Here is a 23,961-nt window from a genome sequence, read left to right as displayed (position 1 = left end):
GGTCGGACGCCCGAGGGTCCCCGCCCCGACCGCGTGAGGGGGAACGTTTTTTCACGCCGACGCCGACGCCCGCTGTATGTACACGGGGACGGCGGCGGCGGTCGCGACCGCGACGCCGCTCGCGACGACCGTCGCGGGCCTGTTGGACGGGCTGGCCGACGCGTACCAGTCGGCGCTGGCCGTTCCCGGCGTCGCGATCGCCGTGATCGTCCTGTTCCTCGCGCTCGGGGCGGTCGTCTCCACCTACGCCCTGCGCCTGCTCGGGCGGCCCGTCGCCCGTCGGTTCGCCCGCGAGTCGGTCGCGCACGTCATACTCAGGGGGATCCGTCTGGTGGTCATCCTGCTGTTCGGCGCGGCGGGCCTCTCGGCGGCGGGCGTGGAACTAGGTAACATCGTCCTCTCGGTCACGGTGTTCTCGGCGGTCGTCGCGGTCGTCCTCGCGCCGATCGTGGGGTCGATCATCAGCGGCGTGTTCGTCCTCGCCGACCAGCCGTTCGAGATCGGCGACATGGTCGAACTCCCGGACGGCACGCGGGGGTTCGTCGACGACATCACCCTCCGGTACACGAAGGTGTTCACCGTCGACAACACCTTCGAGGTGATCCCGAACTCGTACATCCGCGATCACCGCGTCACGAACCTCTCCGCGGAGGACGAGCGTACGCGCCTCTCGCTGCCGATCCTCGTCACGTACGAGTCGGACATCGACCGCGCGCGGTCGCTCATCGAACGGGCGGCAGCCTCCTGCGAGGCGGTGATCGAGGGCGGTCCCGACATCCGGATCGGGGTCGCCCGGTACCCCGCGAGGCCCACGTGCTACATCGACAGCTTCGGCGACCACGGCGTCGAGATCACCCTGCGTTACTGGGCGAAGAACCCGTTCAAGCCGCTGACCGTCCGATCGCAGGTCCAGACCGCCGTCTGGGATATCCTCGAGGACGACGACTCCATCGACGTGGAGTTCGCCTACCCGCACAGCCACCTCGTGTTCGACGACACGAGCGGCGTCGCGCAGGTGACGATGCGCGAGGAGGCGGCCGTCTCGCACGAGCGCGCGACACACGAGTCACACGCCGCGCCCGAGGAGGACGGCGTCGCCGACGGCGCGGGCTCGACACCCGAGGAGAACTGAGCGTCCGGAGCCGTTTACTCCTGCAGCTCGAACGCGACCTCGACTTCCGCCTGGTACTCCCGACCCTCAACGGAGGCGACCTCGACCCCGAACTCCTCCACTTCGACCCAGTGGACCTCGTCCAGCGTCTCCTCGGCGCGGTCGATCGCGTCGTCCGTGGCGGCGTCGAAACTCTCGGTACTCCGGCCGATCAGCGTGATCTTCTTGAAGACCATCTCACACGTTCGCTCTCCGGCGGGATCCAAAAAGGTATCCGCGGCCCCGGGTCGTCTCGGGCATCGGGACCGCACCACCCACCGTGGCGACGGCGTCCGGTCGGCTCCTCCCCGTTAGCGCGTTCCGCGCCGACGGTCGATCCGCTCGGTCACCGCGTCGGCCACGTCGGTGAGGTGGGCGGTCCCCCAGACGGCGACGATGACGGCGCCCGCCAGGTCGAACACGAGGTCGTAGATCGTGTCCTCCAGCCCGTACTGGGTGAGCACGCTCCCGGAGCCGACGGCCGCGGCCGCCCCGCTGATAGCGAACTCCAGCACCTCCCAGAACACGCCGAAGGCGGCGACGAACACCAGGATGAACACGAACATGAACCGCGACGGGAGGTACACCGCCTCGGTGTGTTCGTCGATAGCCCGCGCGACGGTGTAGCCCACCGCCGCGACGACCGACGCTGACAGCGCGTGGGTGATGTGGTCCCAGAACGGGATCGGGCTCGCCTCGGCGTAGAGGTTCCCGGTCAGTCCCGGTATCCCGGCCACGCCGAGCGCGTGCAGGAAGACGGCCGAGGTGATCCACAGCGTCAGCCCGGCGTCCATCGGGAGGTCGTACTCGCGCTCCAGCGCCGCGGGGAGGAACGTCACCCCGAGCGCGACGAGGCCGTTGACGATCAGCCCCGTCGAGCCGCGCTCGATCCCGATCCCGAGGAACATGACCATCAGTACCTGCATCGCGCGGGTCGCCTGTTCCTGTCGCTCGGGGGAGATCCCGAGCGCGTCGCGGAGTTTCACGCCTCGGCCACCTCCACGTCGACCCGGTCGGTTCCGGCGGCGCGGCGACGGAAGTAGTACTCGAACAACAGGCCCGCGAGGACGCCGGCGACGGTGGCCGCGACGAAGTCCCACATCATCGCCGTCTCGATCGCGTGTTCGGGGCGCCCGTCGAGCAGATGGCGGGTGCCGAGGAGCGTGTCCGAGAAGTACCTGACGACCGCCCACACCCCCGCCGCGGCCATCGTCGCGATGGTCACGAAGAAGACGGCGAACGAGTGCGTCATGCGGACGGGGGTGAACACGTCCAGTTCGACGGCGAGGATGAGCGCGACCGTCGCCACCGCGAGATACGTCGTCACCCGTCCGGTGAACGTGATCCCGCCGACCGTCTCCCCGACGATCAGCGTCCGGCCGACCGCCGGCAGCGACGACAGCGCCAACACCTCCCAGGGGAGCATCGCGGTGGCGTTCCGGAACGCGACCGGCGGCACGAGCGCGACGGCGACCAGTGCTAACACGAGCGCGCCCCACACCTGCTGCCCGAACAACAGCTCGCTCCCGCCGCTGGCGACCAGGAACGCGAGCACCGTCCAGCCGATCACCGCGTTCGCCCGCCGGTCCTCGACGACGGTCCGAAGCCCCGACTGCGTCATGGAACTCGCTATGCGGCGCCGGGGTGTAAAACGGTCGGCCGGTGGCGCACGACGGTCGGGCCGCGGTTTCCGCCGCGTCGCCCGGTCAGGCGACGCCCGCGAGGTACGCGAGCAGGTAGGCCAACCACGCGATGGTCACCGCGGCCAACCCGGTGAACAGGGCGCGTTCGGGCCCCGGTCGTGCGAACTCGGGCGAGAGCGCGGCGCGCCCCCGGCGACGGATCCGAACCGGCGCGACCCCCACGGCGCCGACCGCGAGCACCGAGAAGACGAAGGGGTACGAGAGGTCGAGCGTGGGCGCCGGAATCAGGAACGCGCCGGCGGCATACCCGGCTCCGGCGACGGCGAGCGGATCGACGCGGCGTGGAACGTCGAACGCCCGGTTGGACCGTCCGTCCCGTTCGGCGCGGAGGTGGCTCCACGCCAGCACGGCCGCCCAGACGGTCGCAAGCTCCAGCGCGAACGCCCCCAGGAGGTGCAGCGTCGGATCCGCCGACAGCGCCACTCTGGCGGTCACCACGTCCGTCGAGAGGGGGTAGAGGAACGCCGGCGGTTCGCCGGTGAACAGGTCCCCGAAGGGATGGGAGGCGAGACCCGCGAGCGCGAGCGCGAACGTCGCCCGCGGCGTCAGCTCGGTCCGCCGGCGGATCGCCGCCGCCAGCGCGAGCGCGGTCGCGACGAACGCGACGGTCACGACCGCCCCGAGCACGCCGCTGACGGTCGCTGTCACCGCGACGAGGCCGGCGACGAGCGCGAGCGCGACGGCGCGGGCGCTCCCGCGGCCGTCGACCCACGCGGCGGCCGCGAGCGCGACGATCGGGGCGACGACCAGCGAGTGGGTCACCGCGCGGTGGACGAGGTTCCCCGTGGACCAGAACGACTCGGCGAGGCCCAAGGCCCCGGTGCCCGCGCCGAGTCCGGAGACGACGCCCACCAGCGCGTACCCGATGTCGACGTCGGGCGCGGCGGCGAACAGCGCGGCGACGACGCCCAGCGTGAGCGCACGCGCCGGTCGCTCGCCGAGGCGCCGCGCGACGAGCGCGACGAGCGCGAACGCCGCCAGCGCGTGTCCCACGAACATAGGCGGACTACCACCTCATCGGATTTAAACTCGCGGCAGAACGTGTGACACGGTAGCGCGCGACAAGCTAGCCGGGACGACGATCGACCCCCGAGTCACGCTCCCTCCGGAGTCCGCCCCCTCACGCGTCCCGGATCCGGCCTCTCAATCGTCCGGACGCCCTCAATCGCCCGCGGGCGCCGGTGTCTCCTGATCCGTCCCGGCGTCGCCGATCTTCGTCCACTTCTTCTCGATCTCGGCGTTCCCGCGGACGACGGTGTCGTCCTCGACCGCGAGGCGGGTCTTGCGGAGTTCGATCGACTTCACGACGCCGACCGTGCCGCCGATGTCGACGATGTCGCCGGGGTTGAAGTCCTCGTCGCGAAGGAGGTAGACGCCGGCGACGGCGTCGGCGATCATCCCCGAGGTCGCGTAGGAGATACCGAGCGCGACGAACCCCGCGGCCGTGCCCAGCGAGGTGGCGATGCCGTCGAGGCCGACGATGGAGAGAAACGAGAGGCCGACGCCGAACCACAGGAAGACCGCGACGATGGTGGCGATGAACTGTCGGTAGACCGGCGACTCGCCGGCGATGGTCCGCTTCAGTGCCTCCCGAAGGACCGTCATGAACACCTTCATCGCGACCCCGGCGATGAGCAGGAAGACGACGCCGGCGATGACGCTCGGCAGGGCGTCGGCGACATCGGTCAGGAACCGTTCGATCGCCTCCCGGACCAGTCCAGTCCCCGACTGGGCGATGGGGAGTTCGAGCATGGCCCCGACTGCGACCGGCTGCCACTTATCTCCCGTGTTCGTTCCTTTTGTCCCCGTCTCGCGTGCTCGACACCGCCTCATCTCGGCGGAACGGTCCGTCGGTCGCTTCGGGGACGCTATCCTTCCGGGCGGCTCGGGCCACAGACCTCGTCGCCGACCGGCCGTCGTCTCGTTCGCTACGCTCGCTCGACGGCGCTATCCTTCTGGGCGGCTCGGGCCACGCGACCTCCCTTCGGTCGATCGCGCACACCTCGCCGCCGACTTGCCGTCGTTTCGCTCGCTACGCTCGCTCGACGACGCTATTCTTCTTGACGGCTCGGCCCGCAGACCTCGCCGCCGTTCGCCGAGGCGGTCGCTCCGTTCGGTCGCTCCCGCCTCGCTATTCGTGCGCGGCGTCCCACTCGTCCGGCTTGCGCATGTTCCCACACTCGTTGCACTCGATGCGACCCATCGAGTCCATCGCGTTGTTCACCGTCTCGCAGTTCCCGCAGAAGTAGCCCCACCTGGTCTCGCCCGCCTCGTCGGCGTACACGTGGAAGAACGGCGCCTTCGACCCGCGTTCGCCGTCCGCACGGTCGACGAAGAGCTCGCCGGCGGCCGTCTCGACGACTTCGAGATTCATACCCGAGGGAGGCGACGCTCGCTGTTAAACCGTCTGGGTCGACCCCGAACGCGACGGCTTACGTCCGGAACGACTCGCCGCAGCCGCACTCGGCCTCGACGTTCGGGTTCTCGACGTGGAAGCCCGCCGCCTGCAGGCCGGACTCGTAATCGAGCGTCGAGCCGCCGATGTAGTTCATCGAGGACGGGTCGACGAACACGCGCAGGCCGTGGTGCTCGGTCACGCGGTCGTCCTCCTCTGGCTCGTTGTCGAAGCGCATGCCGTACGAGAGGCCCGCGCAGCCGCCCTGCTGGACGAACAGGCGAAGCCCGCCGACATCGGTGTCCATCCCCTCACCCTCCATGAGGGAGATGGCCTCCTCGGCGGCCTTCGGCGTCACCGTGACGGGGACATCGGGCTCGCCGCCTCCGGACGCGTCAGTGCTCATGGTGGGTTGATCCCGGCACAGGGGTATAACCTTGACGCAGGGTAGCAGGGACTCGGGCGTCGCAAGGGCGTTCGCCCGCCGCCCGCGTCGTCGACCATCGCGGGTCGGTCACTCGTCGCCGGCGTCCTCGAACCGGACGCGCACGCTCTCGGCGTGCGCCTCCAGCCCCTCGGCCTCCGCGAGCGTCGTCACCGTCCCAGAGAGGTCGCGCAGGCCGTCCTCCGAGAGCCGCTGGACGGTCGACGACCGGAGGAACGTGTCCGTCGAGAGCCCGCCGAACGCCTTCGCGCCCCCGTTCGTCGGGAGCACGTGGTTCGTCCCGGAGGCGTAGTCGCCGGCGGCGACCGGGGTGAACCGGCCGAGGAACGCCGAGCCGACGTTCGAGATCCGGTCGAGCAGCGCCTCGTCGTCCTCGGCCTGGATCGAGAGGTGCTCGGCGGCGTACTCCTCGGCAAACAGCACCGCCTCGGGCATCGAGCGCGCGACGAGCACGCCCGAGGCGTCGTTGTCGAGGGCGGACTCGATGGTTTCGGCCCGTTCGCGCTCAGGCGCTCTCGCCTCGATCTCCCCGCAGACAGCCTCCGCGACCGCCTCCGAGTCAGTCACCGCCACGACGGACGCGTTCGGGTCGTGTTCCGCCTGCGCGATCAGGTCGCTCGCGACGGCCGCGGGGTCGGCGGTGTCGTCGGCGAGCACCAGCACCTCCGAGGGGCCCGCGAGGAAGTCGATCTCCACGTCGCCGCGGACCTCCGCCTTCGCGGCGGTCACCCACTTGTTGCCCGGCCCGACGACCTTCCGGACGCGCGTCACCGTCTCGGTGCCGAACGCGAGCGCGGCGACGCCCTGCGCGCCCCCGACGGAGTAGACGGCGTCGGCGCCGGCCTCGTGGATCGCCGCCAGCGTCGCGGGGTTGATGTCCTCGGCCGGCGGCGTCGCGACGGCGACGTGCTCGACGCCGGCCACCTTCGCGGGGACGACGCCCATGATCGCCGACGAGGGGTACGCCGCGGTACCGCCGGGGACGTACACGCCGACGCGATCGAGGGGGCGGAAGCGCTTCCCGAGTACGCGGCCGTCGTCGAACTCGCGGGTCCAGTCCTCGGGGACCTGTGCCTCGTGGAACTCGCGGACGTTCGCGATCGATTCGCGGATCGCCGCGAGCACCTCGTCGTCGACGGCGTCGACGGCGCGCTCGGCCTCGTCGGTGATGTCGACGTTCGCCACCTCGACGCCGTCGAACTCGCGGGAGAACTCCCGGACCGCGGCGTCGCCCTCGTCGCGAACGCGTTCGACGATGTCGCGTACGTCGCCCCGAACCGCGTCGACGCCGGCGTCGCGCTCGAAGAACGCACGCCGCTCGTCCGGCGAGAGGTCGGCGACCTGTCTCGACTCCATACGCGTCCTCTCACGTCCCGGGGGTAAACCGTTCCCGGAACGCGTATCGGGATGGCCCCTGGTTGGGGGCGTATGAGCGACGACCCCGCCCCAAGCGCCGCGGGCGCCGGTGCCGAGCGCGACGACCCCGCGGACCGTCCCCCGGACGGCCGGCCCGCACGCGACCCGCGCCGCGAGTACGACGACCTGATCGTGAACCGTGTCGAGTCGACGCGGTCACCCGAGGAGCTTCGACGGCTCCGCGCCGACAACGAGGCGATCCGCGAGGGTTGGGTCGCCGCCGGTGTCGTGTTGGACCCCGCAGATCGCGTGCTCGTCGTCGACCTCGCCGACCGCGGCTGGGCGCTTCCCGGGGGCACGGCGCTGCCCGACGAGCCGCTGGCGGCCACGGCCGAGCGCGAGGTCCGCGAGGAGTCCGGCGTCGTCGCCGACGCGGTGCGGCCGCACGCGGTCCACGACGAGGTGATCGCGGCCGCCGACGGGTCGGTCCCGGAGACGCCGTTTCGGGTCGTTCACTTCGAACTCCGCGCGAGAGAGCCGACCGTCGCCGACGACCCCGCGGCGTTGGGCGACGACGACGAGACCGTTCGGGCGGTGGAGTGGCGCGAGGGGCTCCCCGAAGAGATCTACGGCGACGACTGGACGAAGCGCGTCTACGAACGGATCGTCGGATAGTTCGTCGCCGCTGATCGGCTCAGGCGCCCAACTCGTGATCGTCGGTTCCGGGTGCCGCGTCCCCCGGATCGGCCGGATCATCCGTGGATCCGCCCGGATCCTCCGTCGATTCGCCCGCCTGATCGTCCGGATCCTCGGCCGACTCGCTCACGTCGCGCCAGTAGAAGCGCGGTCCGAGAACCAGGTAGCCGAGCGCGAGAAACAGCAGCGCGAACGCGAACGACTCGCCGGCCATCCCGGTCAGGAGGATCGCACACGCCTGCACGACTCCCATCACGAGCGCGTCCTGCGGGTGTAGATCCGGATACCGAACCGGCGTCACCATCAACGGTGCCGAGACGGCAGCGAGTCCGAGCACCACCGCGGGCGAGTCCAACCCCGCGAGCACCGACGCCGCGATCACCGTCGCGGCGAGCGTCGTCTGAACCCCGTGTGTCGTCTTCGCGCCCTCGTCCTCGACGTTGTACACGGCGAGCCGGATCACCGCGAGCGCGACGTACGCGGCCGGAACGACCAGCCCGGCGGCGTACACCGCCGGCGCCGAATCGAGGGGGTACGAACCGGTCACCGTCGCGGCGACGATGAGCGCGGGGGCGACGCCGAAGGAGGCAACGTCCGCGAGCGAATCGAGGTGGGGGCCCACGGGCGTGCCGCCGTAGCGGCGCGCGAGCACGCCGTCGAGCCCGTCGGCGACCGCCGCCAGGAGGACCAGCCGCGCCGCCAGCGTCGGGTCGACCGCCGCCGCGACGGCGGCGAGCGTCCCGAGGGCGGCGTTCCCGGCGGTCACGGCGTCCGCCAGCCCCAGCCGGGAGAGGAAGCGCGGCCGGTCGGTCATTGTCGGGGCGACGGCACCGCCGACCGTATGGCTTTCCATCCGATTCGACGCCCGGACCAATCCGCATAAAGCGGTCCGTCCCCACCGTTCGGACATGGACCGACGCCGCTTTCTCGCGACCGCGGGCGCCGCAGCGTCGCTCTCGCTGGCGGGCTGTGCGGCCGTGCTCCCCGGGTCGGAGGGCGACGATTACGACGTCGGCATGACCGCGGAGGCGTTTCGCCCGTACGAGGTCACGATCTCCGTCGGCGAGACGGTGGTCTGGGAGAACACCTCGACGCGCGCGCACTCGGTGACCGCCTACGAGGATCAGATCCCCGAGGACGCCGAGTACTTCGCCACCGGCGGATACGACACCGAGGCAGCCGCGCGCGAGGCCTGGGACGGAAACGAGGGGGCGATCTCCGCCAACGGACGCTTCGAGCACACCTTCGAGGTCCCCGGCGACTACACGTACTTCTGCATCCCGCACGAACAGGCGGGAATGGTCGGCGTCGTCCGCGTCGAGGAGTGACCCGTCGGCCGGCGCCACGACCCGTCGAACGATCCGGCACAAGACGTTTACTCGATCGTGTCAACTAGTGCCATACCGATGTCGATGCGAATCGTCGACCGGGTCGCCGCCGTCCTCGCGCCCGAGCGTGCGGACGTGTACCGGTGCGGCAGCTGCGGCGAGCGGGTGACGGCGTCCGTGGGCGCGGTCGTAGACGAGTGCCCCGAGTGCGGGTCGGCGGACGTGGCGCTCATCACCCGTCGCGTGACGCTGTGACCCGGTCGCGCCGCTCGGTCGCGGGTCGGCACAAAAATCGGATCGTCGTCGGTCGGGTGCCTACTCGTCGACGGCGACGTCGTCGTCGTCCACGTCGACGGCGGCCTCCTCCTCGGCGGCGATCTCCTCGGGACGCGCCTCGAGCGAGAGCTTCTGGACCTCGACGCGGCGAAGCGGGTACACCGTCTTCGCCTCGCCGTAGATCGCCGACGAGAGGCGTCCCTCGACGACGGAGTCGATGAGCTCCGAGAACGAGCGGTCCTCGGCGGCCTGCTCGACCAGGTCGATCATGATCTGGCGGATGGCCTGCTCCTGGGAGCGGTCGGCCTTCTTGGTCGTGAACGCCACCGGGCTGACGCGGACGCGGTAGTCGTCGGTCGTGCGCACGGTGATGTGCAGGTCGACCTTCGAGGCGCCGCGGCGCACCATCGAGCGGAGGTAATCCCGCGTGAGTTCGTGCTGGACGAACTCGGTGTAGGCGGCGTCCGAGCCCACGTCCGTGATCTTGAACGTCAGCTTGACGTTGTCCTGTCCCTGGTCGCCCGTGATCTCGCCGAGCGTGGTCTCGACCGTCCGGCCGACGACCTGCTCGGGCTCCTCGGCCATCGTGTCGCCGAGCTCGGCTCGGTCGAACTGTTCGGGCGCGAGGACGGTGTACCAGCGTTTCCCCTGTCGTTGTCGTGAGACTGATCGTTCGCTCATGTGTCGTGTGTGTCCGTGTCTGCGGTGTCGCGTGTGTCGTCTGCGTCGCGGAACTCGTCCGCGCCGTTCGCGTCGCGGAGTCCGTCCGCGTCGTTCGTGTGGGTCGATTCGCCGTCCGTCCCCCTCCCCGTCGCGACCACGTCGTCGGCCACGTCGAGGTTCACGAGGTAGTCGTCCACCGAGGCGAGGAAGCCGCCGGTCGTCCCCCGCGAGACGCGGGTCGCGACCGTCGCTCCGTCCGCCTCCGTCCGAATGTCGTCCGTGTTGTCCGGCGAGATGGCCGCCGCGATCGTCGCCGCGGCGTCCGCGTCGGCGTGTGTCGTCTCGACGGTCGCGGTGCGCGCGAGGTCGTCGTGGGAGTCGCCGTCGTCGGCGGACCGGTCGCGACCGGTCATCGCAGGGCCTCCCTGAACGCGCCGATGAACGCCTGTACGTCGCCGCCGGCGAAGCGTGCCTCGCCGAGGCGGGCGTCGCCGGTCACGTCGACCGAGTCGCCGTCGCGGGTCGTCCCCTCGGCGCGGTCCGTGTCGCCGGCGCTCGCGTCGTCCGGATCCGTGTCCGATGTCGCCTCGACACCGGCCCGGAGCGCGGCGGTCGCGTCGGCCGCGCCGTCGCCGGCGGCGGCGGCCGCGTCGTCGGAGACGACGAGCGCGACCGGCTCGGGCGAGGCGTACTCGCGGACGAGCCGCGCGGCGGTCGCCAGCGCCGGCGCGTCCGCGGGCGACGCCTCCACGCGGGCGACGAACGCGCCGTCGTACCGGCCCGTCGTCGGGTCCGCGAGCGCCGCGTGGACGCGACCGGCGTGGTCGCGCCACGTCGACAGCGCCGCGTCGGTCACGTCCGCGCCCAGCGCCATCGCCACGCCGAGCCCCGGGCGCTCGCGAGCGAGCGCGTCGAACACGTCCGCGTGACCGCCGAGCGTGGCGAACGGCCCGGTCGGCGTTTCGTACGGTCGCAGCGCCCGCTCGACGGCCGTCACCGCCCGTTCGGTCGCGTCGGCGGTCGCGTCGAGCGCGACCGCCGAGGCGAGTCGGCGGTGGTCGTCCTCGTCGCGGTCGGCGGCCCCGTCGGCTCCGGTCTCGATACCGAGGTCGGCGAGCAGCTCGCGAGCGGCGTCCGGATCGCCGGAGTACGGCGTCCAGATCCGCGTCGAGTGTGCGAGCCCGTCGGCGAGGTCCGCCGTGGGGACCGCGACGCCCGGGCGTCGGTCGACGACGCCGCGCCGTTCGGCCTCCTCCAGCAGGCTTCCGCTGCCGCCCTCGCCGGGGACGGTCCCGGCGGCGACGACGCCGGCCAGCCCGACGATCGGGTCCGGCTCGACGCCGACCGCGTCGGCGACGGCGGCCGCGACGGCCGACACCGGACGCGAACCGGACGGGATGCCCGTTCCGTTCGGCGGGGTCCAGCCCAGCGCGAGCGCGTTCCCGTCGCCGTCGGGGACCGCACTGTCGCGCGTGGATCGGATCTGGAACGGCGTCCCGCGCTCGTCGAGCGCGCGGCCGAGTAGGCCCGCAGCGGCGAGCGCGTCGCCGGTCGGTCGCGGGTAGACCCGGACGAATTCCGCCGTCGACAGCGCCGATGCTACCCGTTCGGGGTCTGCGTCGGTCGGCGCGTCGGCGGCGGTGGACATCTGTGGGTCTCGTGGTGGGGTCGGGGTCGTCGTTACGCGTCGTCCTCGAGGAGGTCGACGGCGACGTCGTAGCTGTAGGTGAACTCCTCGTCGAGTTCGTCGCCGCGGTAGTAGTCGACCAGGCGACGGATCTTCGACTCGGTGTTCTGGAGCGCGCGCTTGTTCTGCGCGTCCTGCTGGTTCTCCTCCATGTGCTCACGGAGGCGCACCGCGCGCTCCATGAGGTTGTGGAGGTCCTCGGGGAGGTCCTTGCCGGCGTCGTGCTCCTCGAGGATCTCGGTGACCTTCTTGCCGGTCGCGAGCTTCACGTTCGGAACCGGCGTGCCCTTCACGCCCTCGTCGCGCAGCTTCAAGCCGATGACGCTCGGGTCGTGGCCCTGTTCGGCCAGCTCGACGACGCGTTCCTCGACGTCTTCGGCGTCCACGTCGCTCCATTCCGGGGGTTCGTCTGCCGCGGGGTTGTCCGAACCGGACGACCCTCGACGGCGGGTGTGCATTCGTGCCATTGTCTGAAGTTGGAACGTCGGCCGCAGAAGCGAGCCACCGTCGGCTGTCGCTCCCGAACGCGCCGTCGGGCGCGAGCGGGCAGTCCGACGGGGGCACATCCGCAATCCCAAGCCCACCGCGGGCGAGTCAGAGTTGCGGCCGTGCTGTTCCCATCGGGGTCCTCTCGGTCGCGGGCCTAATGGCTTTCCATCCGCGGCTCGACCGTGGTGATCCGTAGCGAGGACGCGCGCAGTCGAAGCCCTTAACTACCGAACCGCGATACGAAGTAGTGCAGGCGGGCTCGTAGATCAGTGGTAGATCGTTCCCTTGGCAGGGGAAAGGCCGTGGGTTCAAATCCCACCGAGTCCACTCGAAATTTACCTTCCGGAGCGGGAGCGCCGTCCCGGAATTCTCGACTTCTCACGCGTGTTTTCGAGCGAAGTCCGTCGACCGTGAGCGACATCCGCGTCCGTGTACGGACAAATCAGTACCCATGTTGTTACCGACAGTGACGGGTCGGGTATTCACCATTAGCTATCATATCTGATTCTGTCGACGACACAATTATTACACAGAAGGGTCGTACCGTATCAACACAGTACCGCCGGGGGGCGACTCCCTTCGGGGAGGGCTGTGGAACGAGAACAAATGAACTTCAACGCACTCTTCGACGACGACCGTGCAGTTAGCCCGGTGATCGGCGTGATCCTGATGGTGGCGATCACGGTGATCCTCGCGGCTGTCATCGGTTCGTTCGTCTTAGGTCTGGGGAACAGCGTGCAGCAAACGGCACCGAACGCGAACTTCCAGTTCGACTACAATGACAGCAATGGTGTGGCGGCCACTCACACCGGCGGCGACTCGATTCCGGAGAGTCAACTCAACGTAACGACTAGTGCCGAGACCACCAGTACTTGGAGCGGAAGTGGCGATGTCTCCGCTGGAGACAACTCCAGTTACATCGTTTACGGCACCGATGACACCGTCCGCGTGATCTGGACCTCGGAGAACGGCGACACGACCCAGACGCTCGCGCAGGAGTCGACGCCCTGAACCACGATGAATTTCAAACAACTCCTCGACGACGACCGCGCGGTTAGTCCGGTGATCGGTGTGATCCTGATGGTCGCCATCACGGTGATCCTCGCGGCAGTGATCGGCTCGTTCGTCCTCGGGTTGGGGAACAGCGTCCAGCAGACGACGCCGAACGCGAACTTCCAGTTCGACTACAGCGAGACGGACGGCGGTGACTACAACGTCACTGCCACTCATACCGGGGGAAGCACGCTGAACGACCAGAACACGGGTCTGGTTTCGTTGAACGCCAGCGACGGCCCGTCAAAGGCGTTCGGGCTCCCTGTATCCGCTGGGACCTCAGCCAATCTTAGCACCGACCACGGTGGAAATGTCTCCGCCGGGACCACCGTCCGCGTGCTCTGGACCTCGCAGAACGGCGAGACCTCGCAGGCGCTCGCAACCGGGGAGACGCCCTCGTAACGTCCCCGACAGTCTTTTCGCCAGTTATCGCCGACGAACGGAACTCGCCACAGCAATCAACCCTAATACTCGGGGACGAACGTTTATTTCACAGGCCGCCGTCGGTACGACGATGCCTTCGTGGGGGGATGACGACCGACGGGCACAGGGCGACGTGATCAGCGTCGTCCTCCTGCTGGCGATCACCATCGCTGGCGCGACGACGGTCGTCGCGCTCGGCGGCGACGCCATCGGCGGCGTCCAGCAGTCGGCGACGACGGGTGCGGCCGAACAGTCGATGACGCAGCTCGACTCGAAGGCGAGTCTCGTCGCCCACGGCGAGAGCGACACCCAGCGGGTGCGGCTGGCCGGAAGCGCCGACGCGACGCGGCGCATCGACGCCGACGCGGGGTGGATGAACATCTCGGTGTACAACGCCAGCACGGGCGACTTCGAGTACGAGATCACGAACACGACCCTCGGCGCGGTCGTCTACCGCGACGGCGACACGTCGGTCGCGTATCAGGGCGGGGGCGTCTGGCGGCGGTCGGGCAACGGCAGTTCGATGGTGTCGCCGCCGGAGTTCCACTACCGCGGCACGACGCTGACGCTCCCGCTCGTGTCCGTCGGCGGCGACGAGCGTCTCGACGGCGAGGTCGTCGTCCGGCGCTCGAGCGACCCGGCCGCTGTGTACCCGGACGGGGACTCCGACCGCGCGAACCCCCTCGACGAGGGGGTCGTCGTGATCACCGTCGGCAGCGAGTACTACGACGCGTGGGGGCGGTTCTTCGAACAGCGCACCAGCGGCGACGTGACGGTGTACCACGGGAACCGAACCGCACGGACGGAGCTGGTCGTCCCGTTCGAGACCGAGTTCGACAACGTCGTCGCCTCGACCTCCGCGGGCGGGATCTCGGCCAATCCCGGGCCGCCGCCGGAGCCGTACCGCGACGGGGTCGTGCAGCCGTCCGCCGACGACGTCATCGAGTCCCATATCGAGGAGTGCGAGACGGAGCCGGACGCCTGCATCAACGAGACTGAGAGCGACTTCGACACCGACGACATGGACGGCGGCGAGACGTACTTCCTCGACGGGGACTACGGCGGCGACCTCTCGATCGACACGTCCGACGGGAACGTCTCCGTCGTCGTCGACGGCGACTTCGACGCCGGCGACGTGGACGTGACCGGGGGGAACTCGACTACCTGGTACGTCCGCGAGGACTTCTCCGTGAGCGGCGATGTCAACCCCGACGGTCCCGCGAGTCAACTTCGCGTGCTGGTCCACTCCGACGGGGACGTCTCGTTCGACGGAAACTACCTGTTCGTCGGGTTCGTGTACGCCCCCGGGTCGGATGTCGACCTCAACGGTGGCGGCGGGCCGGGGACGAACTTCGAGGGCGGCCTCGTCGGCGACACGATCGACGTGAACGGGCAGCCGAACGACTTCGAGTACGACGAGAGCGTCGGAACGATCGATCTCGACGTGAGCGCGTCGAACGCCCCACGGATCACCTACCTCCACGTTTCGGTCACCGAGATCGAGGTCGACGAGGACTGAGCCGCACCGGTGCCGGAGGCAGCCGCCGCCCGCCGCCTCGCTGTCTCTCACCGCCGCCGTCGTTACCCCTCCAACTCCACCGAGACGGTCGTCTGCTGGACGACCACGCTGTCCACCTCGAACCGGTAGGTGACCTCGCCGTCGGCTGGGTTACCGTCGACTGCGGTCAGTCCCTCGGCCTCGAAGTGGCGCTTCCAGGCGTCCGCCCGTGGCGACTCGACCGTGACGGTCACAGTCACGTCGTCGCTGTCGCCGGCGACGACTTCGCCCGCGATCCCCCGCCCCGTCACCTGCCCACGGATCAGCACGGTCGAACTCCCGCCGAACGCGACCCGATCGCCGGTTCGGTCGGTGACGACCAGCGGGATCAGCGCGTGGTCGTCGTCGACCACCCACCCCGGCTCCGAGCGCATCACGGCCGCGTCGCCGTCCTGGCGGAACACCGCGCCGTGTGCGGAGACGACGGTCGTGTCGCCCTCGCTGTAGGTGATCGGCGTGCTCTCGTCGGAGACGGTGAAGTTCTCGCCCCTGACCGGATCCGTCGTCGTCGCGTTCACCGTGATCGTCGTCGACCCGTTCACCGCCAGCGTTCCCCCGTTGAGCTTGATCTCGGTCGCGCGGCTGGGCGCGCCCTCGCGCGTGAGGTCGTCCAGGTTGTCGTCGAGCACCTCGAACGCTCGCTCCATGTTCTCGAGCTGTTCGCCGGTCCGGAACTCCTCCAACGCCGGGTAGCCCGCGGCGTACACGGTCCCGACGGTGAGGACGATCAAGGAGAACACCAGCACGAACCCGATCGCGTCGCTTTGCGCGCGGCTCACGCCTCCCGCACCTCCAGTTGGCCGCCGACGTACACGATCTCCACGTCGCCGCCCGACACGGTCGTCTCGGCGACGGGCGTGCGTGCCGGGGCCGCCACCGTCACCGAGACACGTGTGCCGGTCGCGGTCAACTCGATCGTCGCCGGCGACCCGGGCTCCACGGCGATCGAGTAGGTGCTTCCGGCGACCGTCCCGGGGTACGCACCGCGGACGGCGACCTCGCTCCCGCCGGCGGCGACGAGGCGGTCCGCGGCCATCAGCCGCGAGGAGAGCTGCTGGCCGACCACCTCCATCGTCTCGCGCGTCGTGTCCTCGCGCTGGCTCTCGACGGCGCCCCCTGCTGCGACGAGCAGGCCGCTGATCAACAGCGCCGTGATCCCGAGCGTCAACACGTACGAGAGGGTCGTCGCGGTCCCGCGGTCCCGGCGGGATCGCGACCTCGCCCCGTCCGATCGCGTTCGGGCGCCCGGTCGACGGGGGTCACTCATCGCGTTCCCCCGGCGCGACACGGACGGTCTCCGCGTACGTCACCTCGCTGGTCCAGTAATCGATCGGCACCTCGACCGCGTACACCGCAGGGACGTGATACGGGTCGTCGGCCGACGGTCCGTCAGTGACGTTCTCGTCCGAGACGGAGCCTGAGCCGACCGTCCGGACCGTCAGGTCGTAGCCGCCGGCCGCGCGGTCGCCGTTGCGGACGACCACGTCGTACCCGTCGGTCGTCGCGCTGCCGGCCACCTCGCCGCCGAACGCCAGACCGGGGCAGTCAACGCCTCCGAGCGTCCCCCCGGTGAAATCGACCGTCGCGTTCGACGCCGACACCGAGCAGACCTGGCTCGTCGCCGATGCGGACTCGCCGGCCGGCTTGACGGCGACGGCGATCGCTCCGCTGCTGCTGTTCTCGTACACGTACGCGTGCCACGCCGCGCTCCCGTTGGTCACCACGACGTGGAAAGCTTCGTCGGGGTCGCCCGCGGAGGCCGATGCGAGCGAGGAGTTCGTCACGACGGCGATGAACCCGCGCGTCGCGCCGCCGTCGCCGTCGCGTTCCAGGTCGGTCGCGACGGTCCAGTCGGCGTCGTCGCTGACGTTCGTGAACTGCCGCGGGTCGTCCGCAGTCCCGTTCTGCCGCACCAGCGATCCGTTGGTGTAGGTCGCGGCGTCCACGTCAGCGCGGGCGCTGGCGGCGCGCCGGGCGGCTGACTCGCGCAACTGCGAGTCGAGGGCGGCGAGCCCCGCGGTGACGTTCTCCTCCAGGGGCTCACGGTCGTCGTACTCGGCGGTGTTCTCCCGGTCGACGATCCCACCGGCGCCGTCGACGACGGACGAGCGATAGCCGAGTACGTCGCGCTCGCCGACGCCGTTGTCGCGGGTCGCGAGGTTCTCGGTGAAGATCGCGGTGTTCGCGAGCAACACCAACGCGACGAGCACGATCGCGAGCGCGAACCCCGCGACGAGCACGAGCTGTCCGCGGCCGTCGCCGTCCATCAGATCCGCCATACGACGATGCGCACCTCCATGACCCCGTACAGCGGCCCGTCGTCCGTATCGTCCGCGTAGAACTCGTGGTCCGGGTCGGACGCGACCTCCGCGAGCGTCCCGGAGCCGTCGCCCACGGGGTCGTCGTCGAACAGCACTACCGTCCGGGTCGCCGCGACGGCGTTGTCGCTGGGCGAGCCCATGTACACCATCCGCGTCCGACCGCGCCCGCCGGTCGTTCGATAGCTCACCTCGACGTTGAACGCGATCCGGTCCTCGCCGAACGTCTCGTTCAGCGTGTGGCCGAACGGGGTCGGCGGACCGCCGGCGGTGTACACCCCGTCGGAACCGGAGCCGCGGAACCGCTCGCCGGACGTGTTCCAGTTCAGCAGTGTCGGCGCGAGCGTCCCGTTCGCCTCGGCGGCGGCCAGCGTCCCCTCGGCGACGGCCGCCTGCTGGTTCTCGATGTGTTGGTTCGAGGTACTCGCGGTCAGCGGCGTCACCGCGGTCGCCTGCAGCGCGAAGAGGACGCCGCTCAACACGATGACCGCGGCCGCGAACCCCTCCAGCGTGTGTGCCTGTGCGCGCATTGTTACCACACCCGTACAACCACGGACGCGTCCGCCCCGTCGAGCAGGACTGCCCGGCGGGCGACCGACACGTCCGCGCCCCGCGGCGGCGACGGTCCCGCCGCGAGCGTCGTCTCGCCGCCGACGACGGTCACGTTCACCGTCCGTGCCGGCGAGATCACTCCGAGCGTTCCCTTCAGGTCCGAGGCGTTCGCGTCGTAGCGGCAGTCGTCCGAGCGGTCCGGCCCGTCGGTGTCGAAGAACGCCCCGGTACAGGTGGCGTTCAGGACCGCCGGGTTCGCCGGATCCTCGACGAGCAGGTCGTTCGCGACCCGGTCGGCCGACCGGTCGGCGACGACGACGGCGTCGGTCGCGTCGCCGGTGAACGGCGCGGTGAGCGACGGGGCGAACGCGAACACGAACGCGACGACCAGCAGGAAGACGCTCACCCCGACGGCGTAATCGATCGTCGTCTGTCCGCGACCGGCGGCGTCGCCACCCGGGTCCGCGGCGTCGCCACCGCGGTCGCGTCCGTCACGCTCCGGTCTCTCGCCGGCGCTCCCCTCCGAACTCCACGGGTCGTCGCTCACGCCACCACCACCCACACGCCGAGTGCGACGGTGAGCAACACGATGACGAACTTCATCCCGCTCACGATGTCGGCGCTGCGGATGTACCCCGCGATGACCCCCGACAGCACCGCCTGGATCGTCACCGCGTGGAAGAACAGCACCGACAGTCGGTCCACGTCGACGTTGCCGCCGAACCCGCCGGACCCGAGCCCGCCGCCTCCGCCGCTCGCGGCGCCGCCCCCGCCGCCGCCGCCCGCCTGCGCGGTCAGCCCCGCGAGCACGTCGAGGAACCGGAGCTTCAGGATAGCCATCACGGCCAGCAGCGTGAGGTACGTCATCAGGATGATCGCCACCTGCATCCGGGTGCGGGACTTGCGCTCGCGCTCGATGTCGTCCTGGTTCTCCGAGGCCTGTGCCGCGGTCGTCAGCACGTCCGTGATCTGGCTGGACGCCTGCTGTGCCTCCGAGATGAGCTTCACCGTCCGCGCGAGCCGCGGGATATGGTACTTGTTGTTGAACTCGACGAGCGCCTCCCGGAGGCTCATCCCGTAGTTCACCTTCGCGTACATCACCTCGAACTCCTCGGCGAGTTTCCCGCTCGAGGTGTCGGCCGTCGTCCGGATCGACTCCAACAGCGTCTGCCCGGTGTCGTTGGCCGACGAGAGCTTGCGGAGGTTGTCCGAGAGCTTACCGGTGATCCCGCCGCGCCGGAGCTGGTGCCACTCGTAGAAGACCACCAGCGGGATCAGCGTGACGTAGGCGGGGACGTACACCCACACGAACGTCGACCACACCGGGTTGTCGACGAACCCCTGGAACGTCAGGGGCGCGTCGCCGGAGGCGACGCCGAACCCGACCAACACGAGCGCGGCGGGCACGGTGAGCGCGAGGGTGAACAGGGGATTGTCCCGGAAGAACAGGTGCGGCGCCCCCAGCAGCTGCCCGGTCTTGTACGTTCCCTCGCGCGACCGGATCCGGTCGAACAGCGAGAAGTCGCCGACGAACGCCTCGACGAGCCCGAGGTGAAGCAGCCCCTCGCGCTGCTCCTCGGCGAAGTGCTCGTCGACGCCGCCGGGCTCGAGGTAGCCGTCGCCCGGCTCGTCCTGCTTCACCGTCGACACGAGCACGAGGAAGCCGACGCCGATGAGCGGCGTGAGCAGGTACACGGTCGCCGTCAGCAGGAAGTCCTGGCCCTGCCCGAGCATCGACATGATGACGAGGATGATGATGAGCAGGAGGGGAAACAGCGACAGCGTCATGTACATCTCCCCGAACAGCTCCAGTGTCTCCAGCGTCAGCTCCTGCTCCTGTTTCGCCGTGCGGAGGTGCTTCTCCTTTTTGTCGTAGAGGAACCGCTCCATGTCGCCGCCGGAGTTGATGATAGACAGCATGTCCGTGAGGAACTGCGAGAACTCCTCGCTGGGCGTCTCGATGGACTGCTGGCGGACCGCGTTGCGGTAGTCGGTGCCGAAGTAGCTCGTCTCCTGGACGATGCTCTGGAACTCCTTTGCCACCTCCCCGTAGGTGTCGTCGGCCTCCGCCATCGCCTCCAGGATCTCCAGTTGGTTCAGCCCGCCGACGGAGAGGGCGTACATGAACGAGACGGCGTCCGCCAGCAACATGTTGATCTCGCGCTTGCGGGCGTCCGCCCGCTGGTACGGGATCGCAAGGAGCGTCCCGAACCCGAGCCCGAAGCCGACGCCCCCGAAGACCACACCGCTGACGATCACGGCCGCCGGCTCCGTGAGCGACTCCAACAGCGCCGCCTGTTCCGGAGAACTCACCGGGATCCCGAGCCCGATCGACTCAGCCTGGACGATCCCGAGCGCGAACAGCCCCCACCCCAGCAGCATCCCGACGAGCCACAGCGCCAGCCCCACGAGTACGCCGACGCCGAGCGCCCGGGAGACGTACAGCTCGACCGGCTGGTTCATCCGCGCCTGCGTCAGTTTCGTGTCGACGGTGTCGACGAAGTCGCCCTCCTCGTCGAACACCCGCCGGAACAACGGGTAGAAGGCGTCCGCGAACCCCCGCGCGCTCCCGAAGCCCGCGTCGGTGTCGAGGCTCATCTACGTCTCCCCCTCCTCGTCGTCCGGTCCGCCCTTCGCCGCCGCGTCGTCGTCGGGTTCCGCGACCTCCCCGAACCCCCAGTCGTCGATCACCTCCTCGTCGGGGGACTCCCCGTCGACGCCGGGATCGGACGCGTCGCCGTCGTCGAGGGCGCCGGTGTCGATCGCCGTGTCGTCGTCGGGACGGTCGCCCTCCGACCGGCCGCCATCGGAGCGGTTGACGCCGGCGTCGCTGCCCGACGGGTCGTCGTCGAACTGATCGATCGCGTCGAACGCGTCGGCAGCCTCGCCGGCCGGATCGGTCGCGTCGTCAGCCGTGCCGTCGGCCGCCTCAGGCGCGTCGTTCGAACCGCCCGTGTCGAACGATCGGCCGATGTCGAGCGGCTCCGGACCGATCCCGTCGAACGGTGCGCCGGCGGCGTTCGCGTCCGCGTCCGCGTCGCCGGCGAGCGCGTCCCCCGCGCCGGGTTCGGCGGCGACGTCGCCGGCAGGCTCGACCGCGCCCAGGGCGGCCGCGACGCCGTCGGTGCGCTCGCCGCGGAACTCCGCGAGGATCGACTCCGCCTCCTCGAGGATCGACTCCGCCTCCGCCGCCTGCGCCTCGGAGGGCTCCGGACGCGGGACCATCTCTTCTTTGTCCTCGTCCACGTCGATCAGGACCGACTCCATCTCGCGGAGGTCGTCGAGGCTCGCCTCCAGCCGTTCGTTCGCCATCAGCGAGAGGATCGTCTCGGGGTCGTTAATGAACGCCTGCAGCGTCGCCGCGACCTGCGTGTACGTGTTGAGGTCGCGGTCGATCAGGTAGGCGATCACCGCGCGACGCTTGAGCAGCTCCTCCTCCAGCCGCTCGTGACTCCATCCCCGGTCGAACATGATCTCCTCGAGGGTGTTCGAGTCGCCCATGTGGAGGAACTCGTCCGTCTCGGCCTGCCACTGGTACACGTCCTGAACGTTGATCTCGTCGTTCTCGGCGTCGTAGTGGTTGATCTCCGTGAGCGACTTGTTCCGGCGGACCTTCCGACCCTGTACCCGCGTCGACGCCTGCACCGACACGAGATCCAGCGCCGTGAACATCGTCTTCGAGACGTTGATCGGCTCGGTCGTGAAGCGCTTGAGCACCTCGCCGACGTTGTCCGCGTGGAAGGTCGTGTACGTCGTGTGCCCGGTCGACATGACCTGAAAGAGGGTGCGCCCCTCCTCGCCGCGGATCTCGCCCATGACGATGTAGTCGGGTCGCTGGCGCAGTGCGGCCTCCAGCAGGTCGAACTCGTCCACGTCGCCGCCGCCGTCGTCCGCGAACGAGGGTCGGGTGACGGAGGCGATCCAGTTGCGCTGAGGCAACTCGACCTCGCGGGTGTCCTCGATCGAGACGATCTTCGAGTTCGAGGGGATGAACAGCGAGACGGCGTTCAGGCTGGTCGTCTTCCCGGAGGCGGTGCCGCCCGCGAAGATCAGGCTCTTGTGGTTCTCGATGCACAGCCACAGGAACGCCATCTCGTCGAGGCTGAACGTGTTCCAGTTGATGAGGTCGATCGGCGTGAACGGGACGTCCTTGAACTGGCGGATGGTGTAGTTCGTCCCGTGATCGGACACCTCCTTGCCGAGGGTTAACTGTGCACGCGAGCCGTCCGGGAGCGTGGCGTCCACCTGCGGGCGGCGCTTCGAGATACCCTTCCCCGAGCGCTGGGCGAGCTTGACGACGAAGTCGTCCAACTCCTGCTCGCCGTGGTAGACGTTCGAGATGATCTGCTCGTAGTCGGAGTGGTAGACGAAGACGGGGGAGTTGTACCCGTCACAGGAGATGTCCTCGACGTTGATGTCGTGTTTGATGCCGTCGATGCGCTCGTAGCCGACGAAGTCGCGTTCGAGGTAGTACAGCGCCTTCGTCACGGTGTACTCCGTGAGCGTGTCCGGGTCCTCCGCGAGGACCGCGGGCTCGGGTCGCGCGGCGATCCCGTCGATCTCGCCGTGTGACTCCCGGGGTGCGACGCCGAGCGCGCGGATCAGCCGACCCGCGGCACCCTCGTCGTCCACGTCGACGCCGAACAGATCCGCGAGCTTGTCGCCGAGCTGCGGGCCGGCGTCGCGGGTGTAGAGGTCGTACCGTTCCAGCAGGTCGTACGTCTCCTCGCGGATCGTCAGCCGGCGGTGGTCGTCGTCGGCCGCGACGGCGCCCTCGTCGGCGTACTTGATCGCCGAGCGGAGCTTCCCCTCGAGGAACTCGAACAGGTCCTCCTCGATGGCGTTACGGTACGGTTCGACCACGTAGTACTTTTTCTCGTTCTCCTTGGTCGAGTGAAAGACGATCACGAACGAGTACGGTTCGTTCACCCAGTAGCGTTCGACCTCGCGGAAGTGACGCTTCTTCGGCATCGGCACCGCCTTCTCCAGGTCGTAGCGGTTCGCGACCGTCGTCGTCCCGGCGGCGTCGCTGAAGAACGCGTCCTCGTCGACGTCGTCGGCGATGTCGACGGTACGCTCGTCGATCACCTCGTCCAGTTCCGGCGCGCGTTTCGCGAGGTGCCCGAGCGTCTCCTCGACGCGGTTCGGGTCGAACCCCAGCGCCTCGGCCTTGTCGGCGTCGGTGAACTCCAGCGGCTCGTCCTCCTCGTCGGTCGGTGGGTTCCCCTCCTCGTCGAGGAAGTACTCCTCGCGGTAGTCGTCCCACGTGTAGATGTCCTTCCAGACGGGCGTCTCGTCGTACGCCAGCAGCGGGGAGCGGTCCGCGATCGACTCACCGAGCGCGCCGGCCGAGCCGACGGCGGCCGACACGTCGCCGGGGTCGATACCCAGCGCGTCGGCGGCCACATCGGCGACGCCGAGCGCCGCCAAGTCCTCGGCGGTCGCGGCGCGGACCTCGATCCGCACGACCTCCTCGCCGTCCTCGTCCTCCTCGACGACCTCCGTCCGGAGGCGCTCGGCGAGTTCGTCGGCAGCGTCCTCGTGTCCGTGCTCCCGCAGGAAGTCCGGCCACGTGTACTCCCCGACGACGGCCGCATCCCCCGAGCGCGCCGCCGACCCGGATTCGCCCTCGAATCCGGAGCCGGCGGCCGCGTCAGCCTCGTCGGTAGCCATTGAGTCCACTCAACTCCGGCGCCACGTTAAATGCTTGCCCTCTATATCATCGGTGAGAAGCACCGATACACACGTTATGTGGCCGGTTTTCGAGCGAAACCGCGTCCGTCCTGTTCGGTTTGTAATGAGTTGTCCGAAGTCGGAAAGAATTCTTCTACCGGGTAGTCCCCGTCGCGAGCAACGCCCGATACCGCTC

27 protein-coding genes and 1 tRNA gene are annotated in these 23,961 nt (G+C 69.5%); 8 read left to right on the top strand and 20 right to left on the bottom strand.

Going from position 1 to position 23,961, the window contains the following annotated elements; all coding sequences use genetic code 11:
• Window positions 1–76 precede the first annotated feature (76 nt).
• Window positions 77–1,132 carry a mechanosensitive ion channel family protein gene (locus K6T36_RS00955; protein WP_222922199.1) on the top strand — a complete coding sequence of 352 codons (1,056 nt, stop codon included), beginning with the start codon at window positions 77–79 and terminating at the stop codon, window positions 1,130–1,132.
• Between the two features lie 14 nt (window positions 1,133–1,146).
• Here the strand turns inward: K6T36_RS00955 and K6T36_RS00950 are convergent, their stop codons facing one another.
• The 8 genes from K6T36_RS00950 to hisD all read right to left on the bottom strand — a co-directional run bounded on the left by K6T36_RS00950 (window position 1,147) and on the right by hisD (window position 7,049).
• Complete coding sequence (locus K6T36_RS00950; protein ID WP_222607624.1) at window positions 1,147–1,347, bottom strand: dodecin; 201 nt, start codon at window positions 1,345–1,347, stop codon at window positions 1,147–1,149.
• Window positions 1,348–1,461: 114 nt separating this feature from the next.
• Window positions 1,462–2,136 carry a DUF2238 domain-containing protein gene (locus tag K6T36_RS00945; RefSeq protein WP_222922198.1) on the bottom strand — a complete coding sequence of 225 codons (675 nt, stop codon included), beginning with the start codon at window positions 2,134–2,136 and terminating at the stop codon, window positions 1,462–1,464.
• Window positions 2,133–2,771 carry a hypothetical protein gene (locus K6T36_RS00940; RefSeq protein ID WP_222922197.1) on the bottom strand — a complete coding sequence of 213 codons (639 nt, stop codon included), beginning with the start codon at window positions 2,769–2,771 and terminating at the stop codon, window positions 2,133–2,135. Before K6T36_RS00940 ends, K6T36_RS00945 begins: the two co-directional genes overlap by 4 nt.
• Window positions 2,772–2,856: 85 nt before the next feature.
• Window positions 2,857–3,852, bottom strand: coding sequence for a metal-dependent hydrolase (locus K6T36_RS00935; protein ID WP_222922196.1), 996 nt, complete (start codon window positions 3,850–3,852; stop codon window positions 2,857–2,859).
• A gap of 162 nt (window positions 3,853–4,014) precedes the next feature.
• Window positions 4,015–4,605 carry a mechanosensitive ion channel domain-containing protein gene (locus tag K6T36_RS00930; RefSeq protein WP_222922195.1) on the bottom strand — a complete coding sequence of 197 codons (591 nt, stop codon included), beginning with the start codon at window positions 4,603–4,605 and terminating at the stop codon, window positions 4,015–4,017.
• A gap of 379 nt (window positions 4,606–4,984) precedes the next feature.
• Window positions 4,985–5,227 carry a DUF5816 domain-containing protein gene (locus K6T36_RS00925; RefSeq protein ID WP_222922194.1) on the bottom strand — a complete coding sequence of 81 codons (243 nt, stop codon included), beginning with the start codon at window positions 5,225–5,227 and terminating at the stop codon, window positions 4,985–4,987.
• A gap of 58 nt (window positions 5,228–5,285) precedes the next feature.
• The gene (locus K6T36_RS00920) at window positions 5,286–5,654 is read right to left on the bottom strand and encodes a HesB/IscA family protein (RefSeq protein ID WP_222607535.1); all 369 of its coding nucleotides are present in this window, start codon (window positions 5,652–5,654) and stop codon (window positions 5,286–5,288) included.
• A 108-nt stretch (window positions 5,655–5,762) separates the two neighbouring features.
• Window positions 5,763–7,049: a histidinol dehydrogenase gene (hisD, locus tag K6T36_RS00915; RefSeq protein WP_222922193.1), complete on the bottom strand. Its 1,287-nt coding sequence runs from the start codon at window positions 7,047–7,049 to the stop codon at window positions 5,763–5,765.
• 72 nt (window positions 7,050–7,121) lie between these two features.
• Between hisD and K6T36_RS00910 the strand changes: the two genes are divergently transcribed.
• Complete coding sequence (locus tag K6T36_RS00910) at window positions 7,122–7,724, top strand: NUDIX hydrolase (protein WP_222922192.1); 603 nt, start codon at window positions 7,122–7,124, stop codon at window positions 7,722–7,724.
• Window positions 7,725–7,743: 19 nt separating this feature from the next.
• Here the strand turns inward: K6T36_RS00910 and K6T36_RS00905 are convergent, their stop codons facing one another.
• Window positions 7,744–8,559: a protein sorting system archaetidylserine synthase gene (locus tag K6T36_RS00905; protein ID WP_222922191.1), complete on the bottom strand. Its 816-nt coding sequence runs from the start codon at window positions 8,557–8,559 to the stop codon at window positions 7,744–7,746.
• A gap of 94 nt (window positions 8,560–8,653) precedes the next feature.
• Between K6T36_RS00905 and K6T36_RS00900 the strand changes: the two genes are divergently transcribed.
• Window positions 8,654–9,073 carry a cupredoxin domain-containing protein gene (locus tag K6T36_RS00900; protein ID WP_222922190.1) on the top strand — a complete coding sequence of 140 codons (420 nt, stop codon included), beginning with the start codon at window positions 8,654–8,656 and terminating at the stop codon, window positions 9,071–9,073.
• A gap of 78 nt (window positions 9,074–9,151) precedes the next feature.
• On the top strand, window positions 9,152–9,328 hold the full coding sequence (locus tag K6T36_RS00895) for a hypothetical protein (RefSeq protein ID WP_222607540.1): 177 nt from the start codon (window positions 9,152–9,154) through the stop codon (window positions 9,326–9,328).
• Window positions 9,329–9,388: 60 nt separating this feature from the next.
• Here the strand turns inward: K6T36_RS00895 and K6T36_RS00890 are convergent, their stop codons facing one another.
• Genes K6T36_RS00890 through K6T36_RS00875 form a run of 4 tightly spaced genes read right to left on the bottom strand, consistent with a single transcriptional unit; the run spans window position 9,389 to window position 12,166 of the window.
• Window positions 9,389–10,030 carry a 30S ribosomal protein S3ae gene (locus K6T36_RS00890; protein WP_222607541.1) on the bottom strand — a complete coding sequence of 214 codons (642 nt, stop codon included), beginning with the start codon at window positions 10,028–10,030 and terminating at the stop codon, window positions 9,389–9,391.
• The gene (locus tag K6T36_RS00885; RefSeq protein ID WP_222922189.1) at window positions 10,027–10,425 is read right to left on the bottom strand and encodes a KEOPS complex subunit Pcc1; all 399 of its coding nucleotides are present in this window, start codon (window positions 10,423–10,425) and stop codon (window positions 10,027–10,029) included. Before K6T36_RS00885 ends, K6T36_RS00890 begins: the two co-directional genes overlap by 4 nt.
• Entirely contained in the window at window positions 10,422–11,660 is a 1,239-nt protein-coding gene (locus K6T36_RS00880; RefSeq protein WP_222922188.1) for an exonuclease RecJ, read from the bottom strand. The genes K6T36_RS00885 and K6T36_RS00880 overlap by 4 nt, the downstream gene beginning before the upstream one ends.
• A gap of 32 nt (window positions 11,661–11,692) precedes the next feature.
• Entirely contained in the window at window positions 11,693–12,166 is a 474-nt protein-coding gene (locus K6T36_RS00875; RefSeq protein WP_222922187.1) for a 30S ribosomal protein S15, read from the bottom strand.
• 277 nt (window positions 12,167–12,443) lie between these two features.
• On the opposite strand from K6T36_RS00875, the gene K6T36_RS00870 reads away from it, so the two are divergent.
• From K6T36_RS00870 to K6T36_RS00855, 4 genes are all read left to right on the top strand, one after another.
• Window positions 12,444–12,515: transfer RNA gene (locus tag K6T36_RS00870), tRNA-Ala, on the top strand.
• Window positions 12,516–12,794: 279 nt separating this feature from the next.
• On the top strand, window positions 12,795–13,199 hold the full coding sequence (locus tag K6T36_RS00865) for a type IV pilin domain-containing protein (protein ID WP_222922186.1): 405 nt from the start codon (window positions 12,795–12,797) through the stop codon (window positions 13,197–13,199).
• 6 nt (window positions 13,200–13,205) lie between these two features.
• Window positions 13,206–13,643, top strand: coding sequence for a type IV pilin domain-containing protein (locus tag K6T36_RS00860; protein ID WP_222922185.1), 438 nt, complete (start codon window positions 13,206–13,208; stop codon window positions 13,641–13,643).
• A gap of 112 nt (window positions 13,644–13,755) precedes the next feature.
• Entirely contained in the window at window positions 13,756–15,183 is a 1,428-nt protein-coding gene (locus tag K6T36_RS00855; protein ID WP_222922184.1) for a DUF7289 family protein, read from the top strand.
• 62 nt (window positions 15,184–15,245) lie between these two features.
• Here K6T36_RS00855 and K6T36_RS00850 read toward each other — a convergent pair whose 3' ends face one another.
• The 7 genes from K6T36_RS00850 to K6T36_RS00820 are packed head-to-tail and all read right to left on the bottom strand — an operon-like array spanning window position 15,246 to window position 23,765.
• The gene (locus K6T36_RS00850; protein ID WP_222922183.1) at window positions 15,246–16,001 is read right to left on the bottom strand and encodes a DUF7289 family protein; all 756 of its coding nucleotides are present in this window, start codon (window positions 15,999–16,001) and stop codon (window positions 15,246–15,248) included.
• Entirely contained in the window at window positions 15,998–16,489 is a 492-nt protein-coding gene (locus K6T36_RS00845) for a DUF7266 family protein (RefSeq protein ID WP_222922182.1), read from the bottom strand. Before K6T36_RS00845 ends, K6T36_RS00850 begins: the two co-directional genes overlap by 4 nt.
• Complete coding sequence (locus K6T36_RS00840; protein WP_222922181.1) at window positions 16,482–17,501, bottom strand: DUF7261 family protein; 1,020 nt, start codon at window positions 17,499–17,501, stop codon at window positions 16,482–16,484. Before K6T36_RS00840 ends, K6T36_RS00845 begins: the two co-directional genes overlap by 8 nt.
• Window positions 17,489–18,070 (bottom strand): DUF7288 family protein, encoded by a 582-nt coding sequence (locus K6T36_RS00835; protein WP_222922180.1) that lies wholly within the window; start codon window positions 18,068–18,070, stop codon window positions 17,489–17,491. The genes K6T36_RS00840 and K6T36_RS00835 overlap by 13 nt, the downstream gene beginning before the upstream one ends.
• Before the next feature lie 2 nt (window positions 18,071–18,072).
• A complete protein-coding gene (locus tag K6T36_RS00830; protein WP_225935150.1) occupies window positions 18,073–18,639 on the bottom strand; it encodes a DUF7287 family protein in 567 nt (188 codons plus the stop codon).
• A complete protein-coding gene (locus K6T36_RS00825; protein WP_222922179.1) occupies window positions 18,636–20,690 on the bottom strand; it encodes a type II secretion system F family protein in 2,055 nt (684 codons plus the stop codon). The genes K6T36_RS00830 and K6T36_RS00825 overlap by 4 nt, the downstream gene beginning before the upstream one ends.
• Window positions 20,691–23,765 (bottom strand): type II/IV secretion system ATPase subunit, encoded by a 3,075-nt coding sequence (locus tag K6T36_RS00820; protein WP_222922178.1) that lies wholly within the window; start codon window positions 23,763–23,765, stop codon window positions 20,691–20,693.
• Between the last annotated feature and the right edge of the window lie 196 nt (window positions 23,766–23,961).

The sequence above is a fragment of the Halobaculum roseum genome (assembly GCF_019880245.1).
Classification (GTDB): domain Archaea; phylum Halobacteriota; class Halobacteria; order Halobacteriales; family Haloferacaceae; genus Halobaculum; species Halobaculum roseum.
The sequence above is the reverse complement of the archived record's forward strand: the minus strand, read 5'-3'. Positions and strand labels throughout refer to the sequence as shown.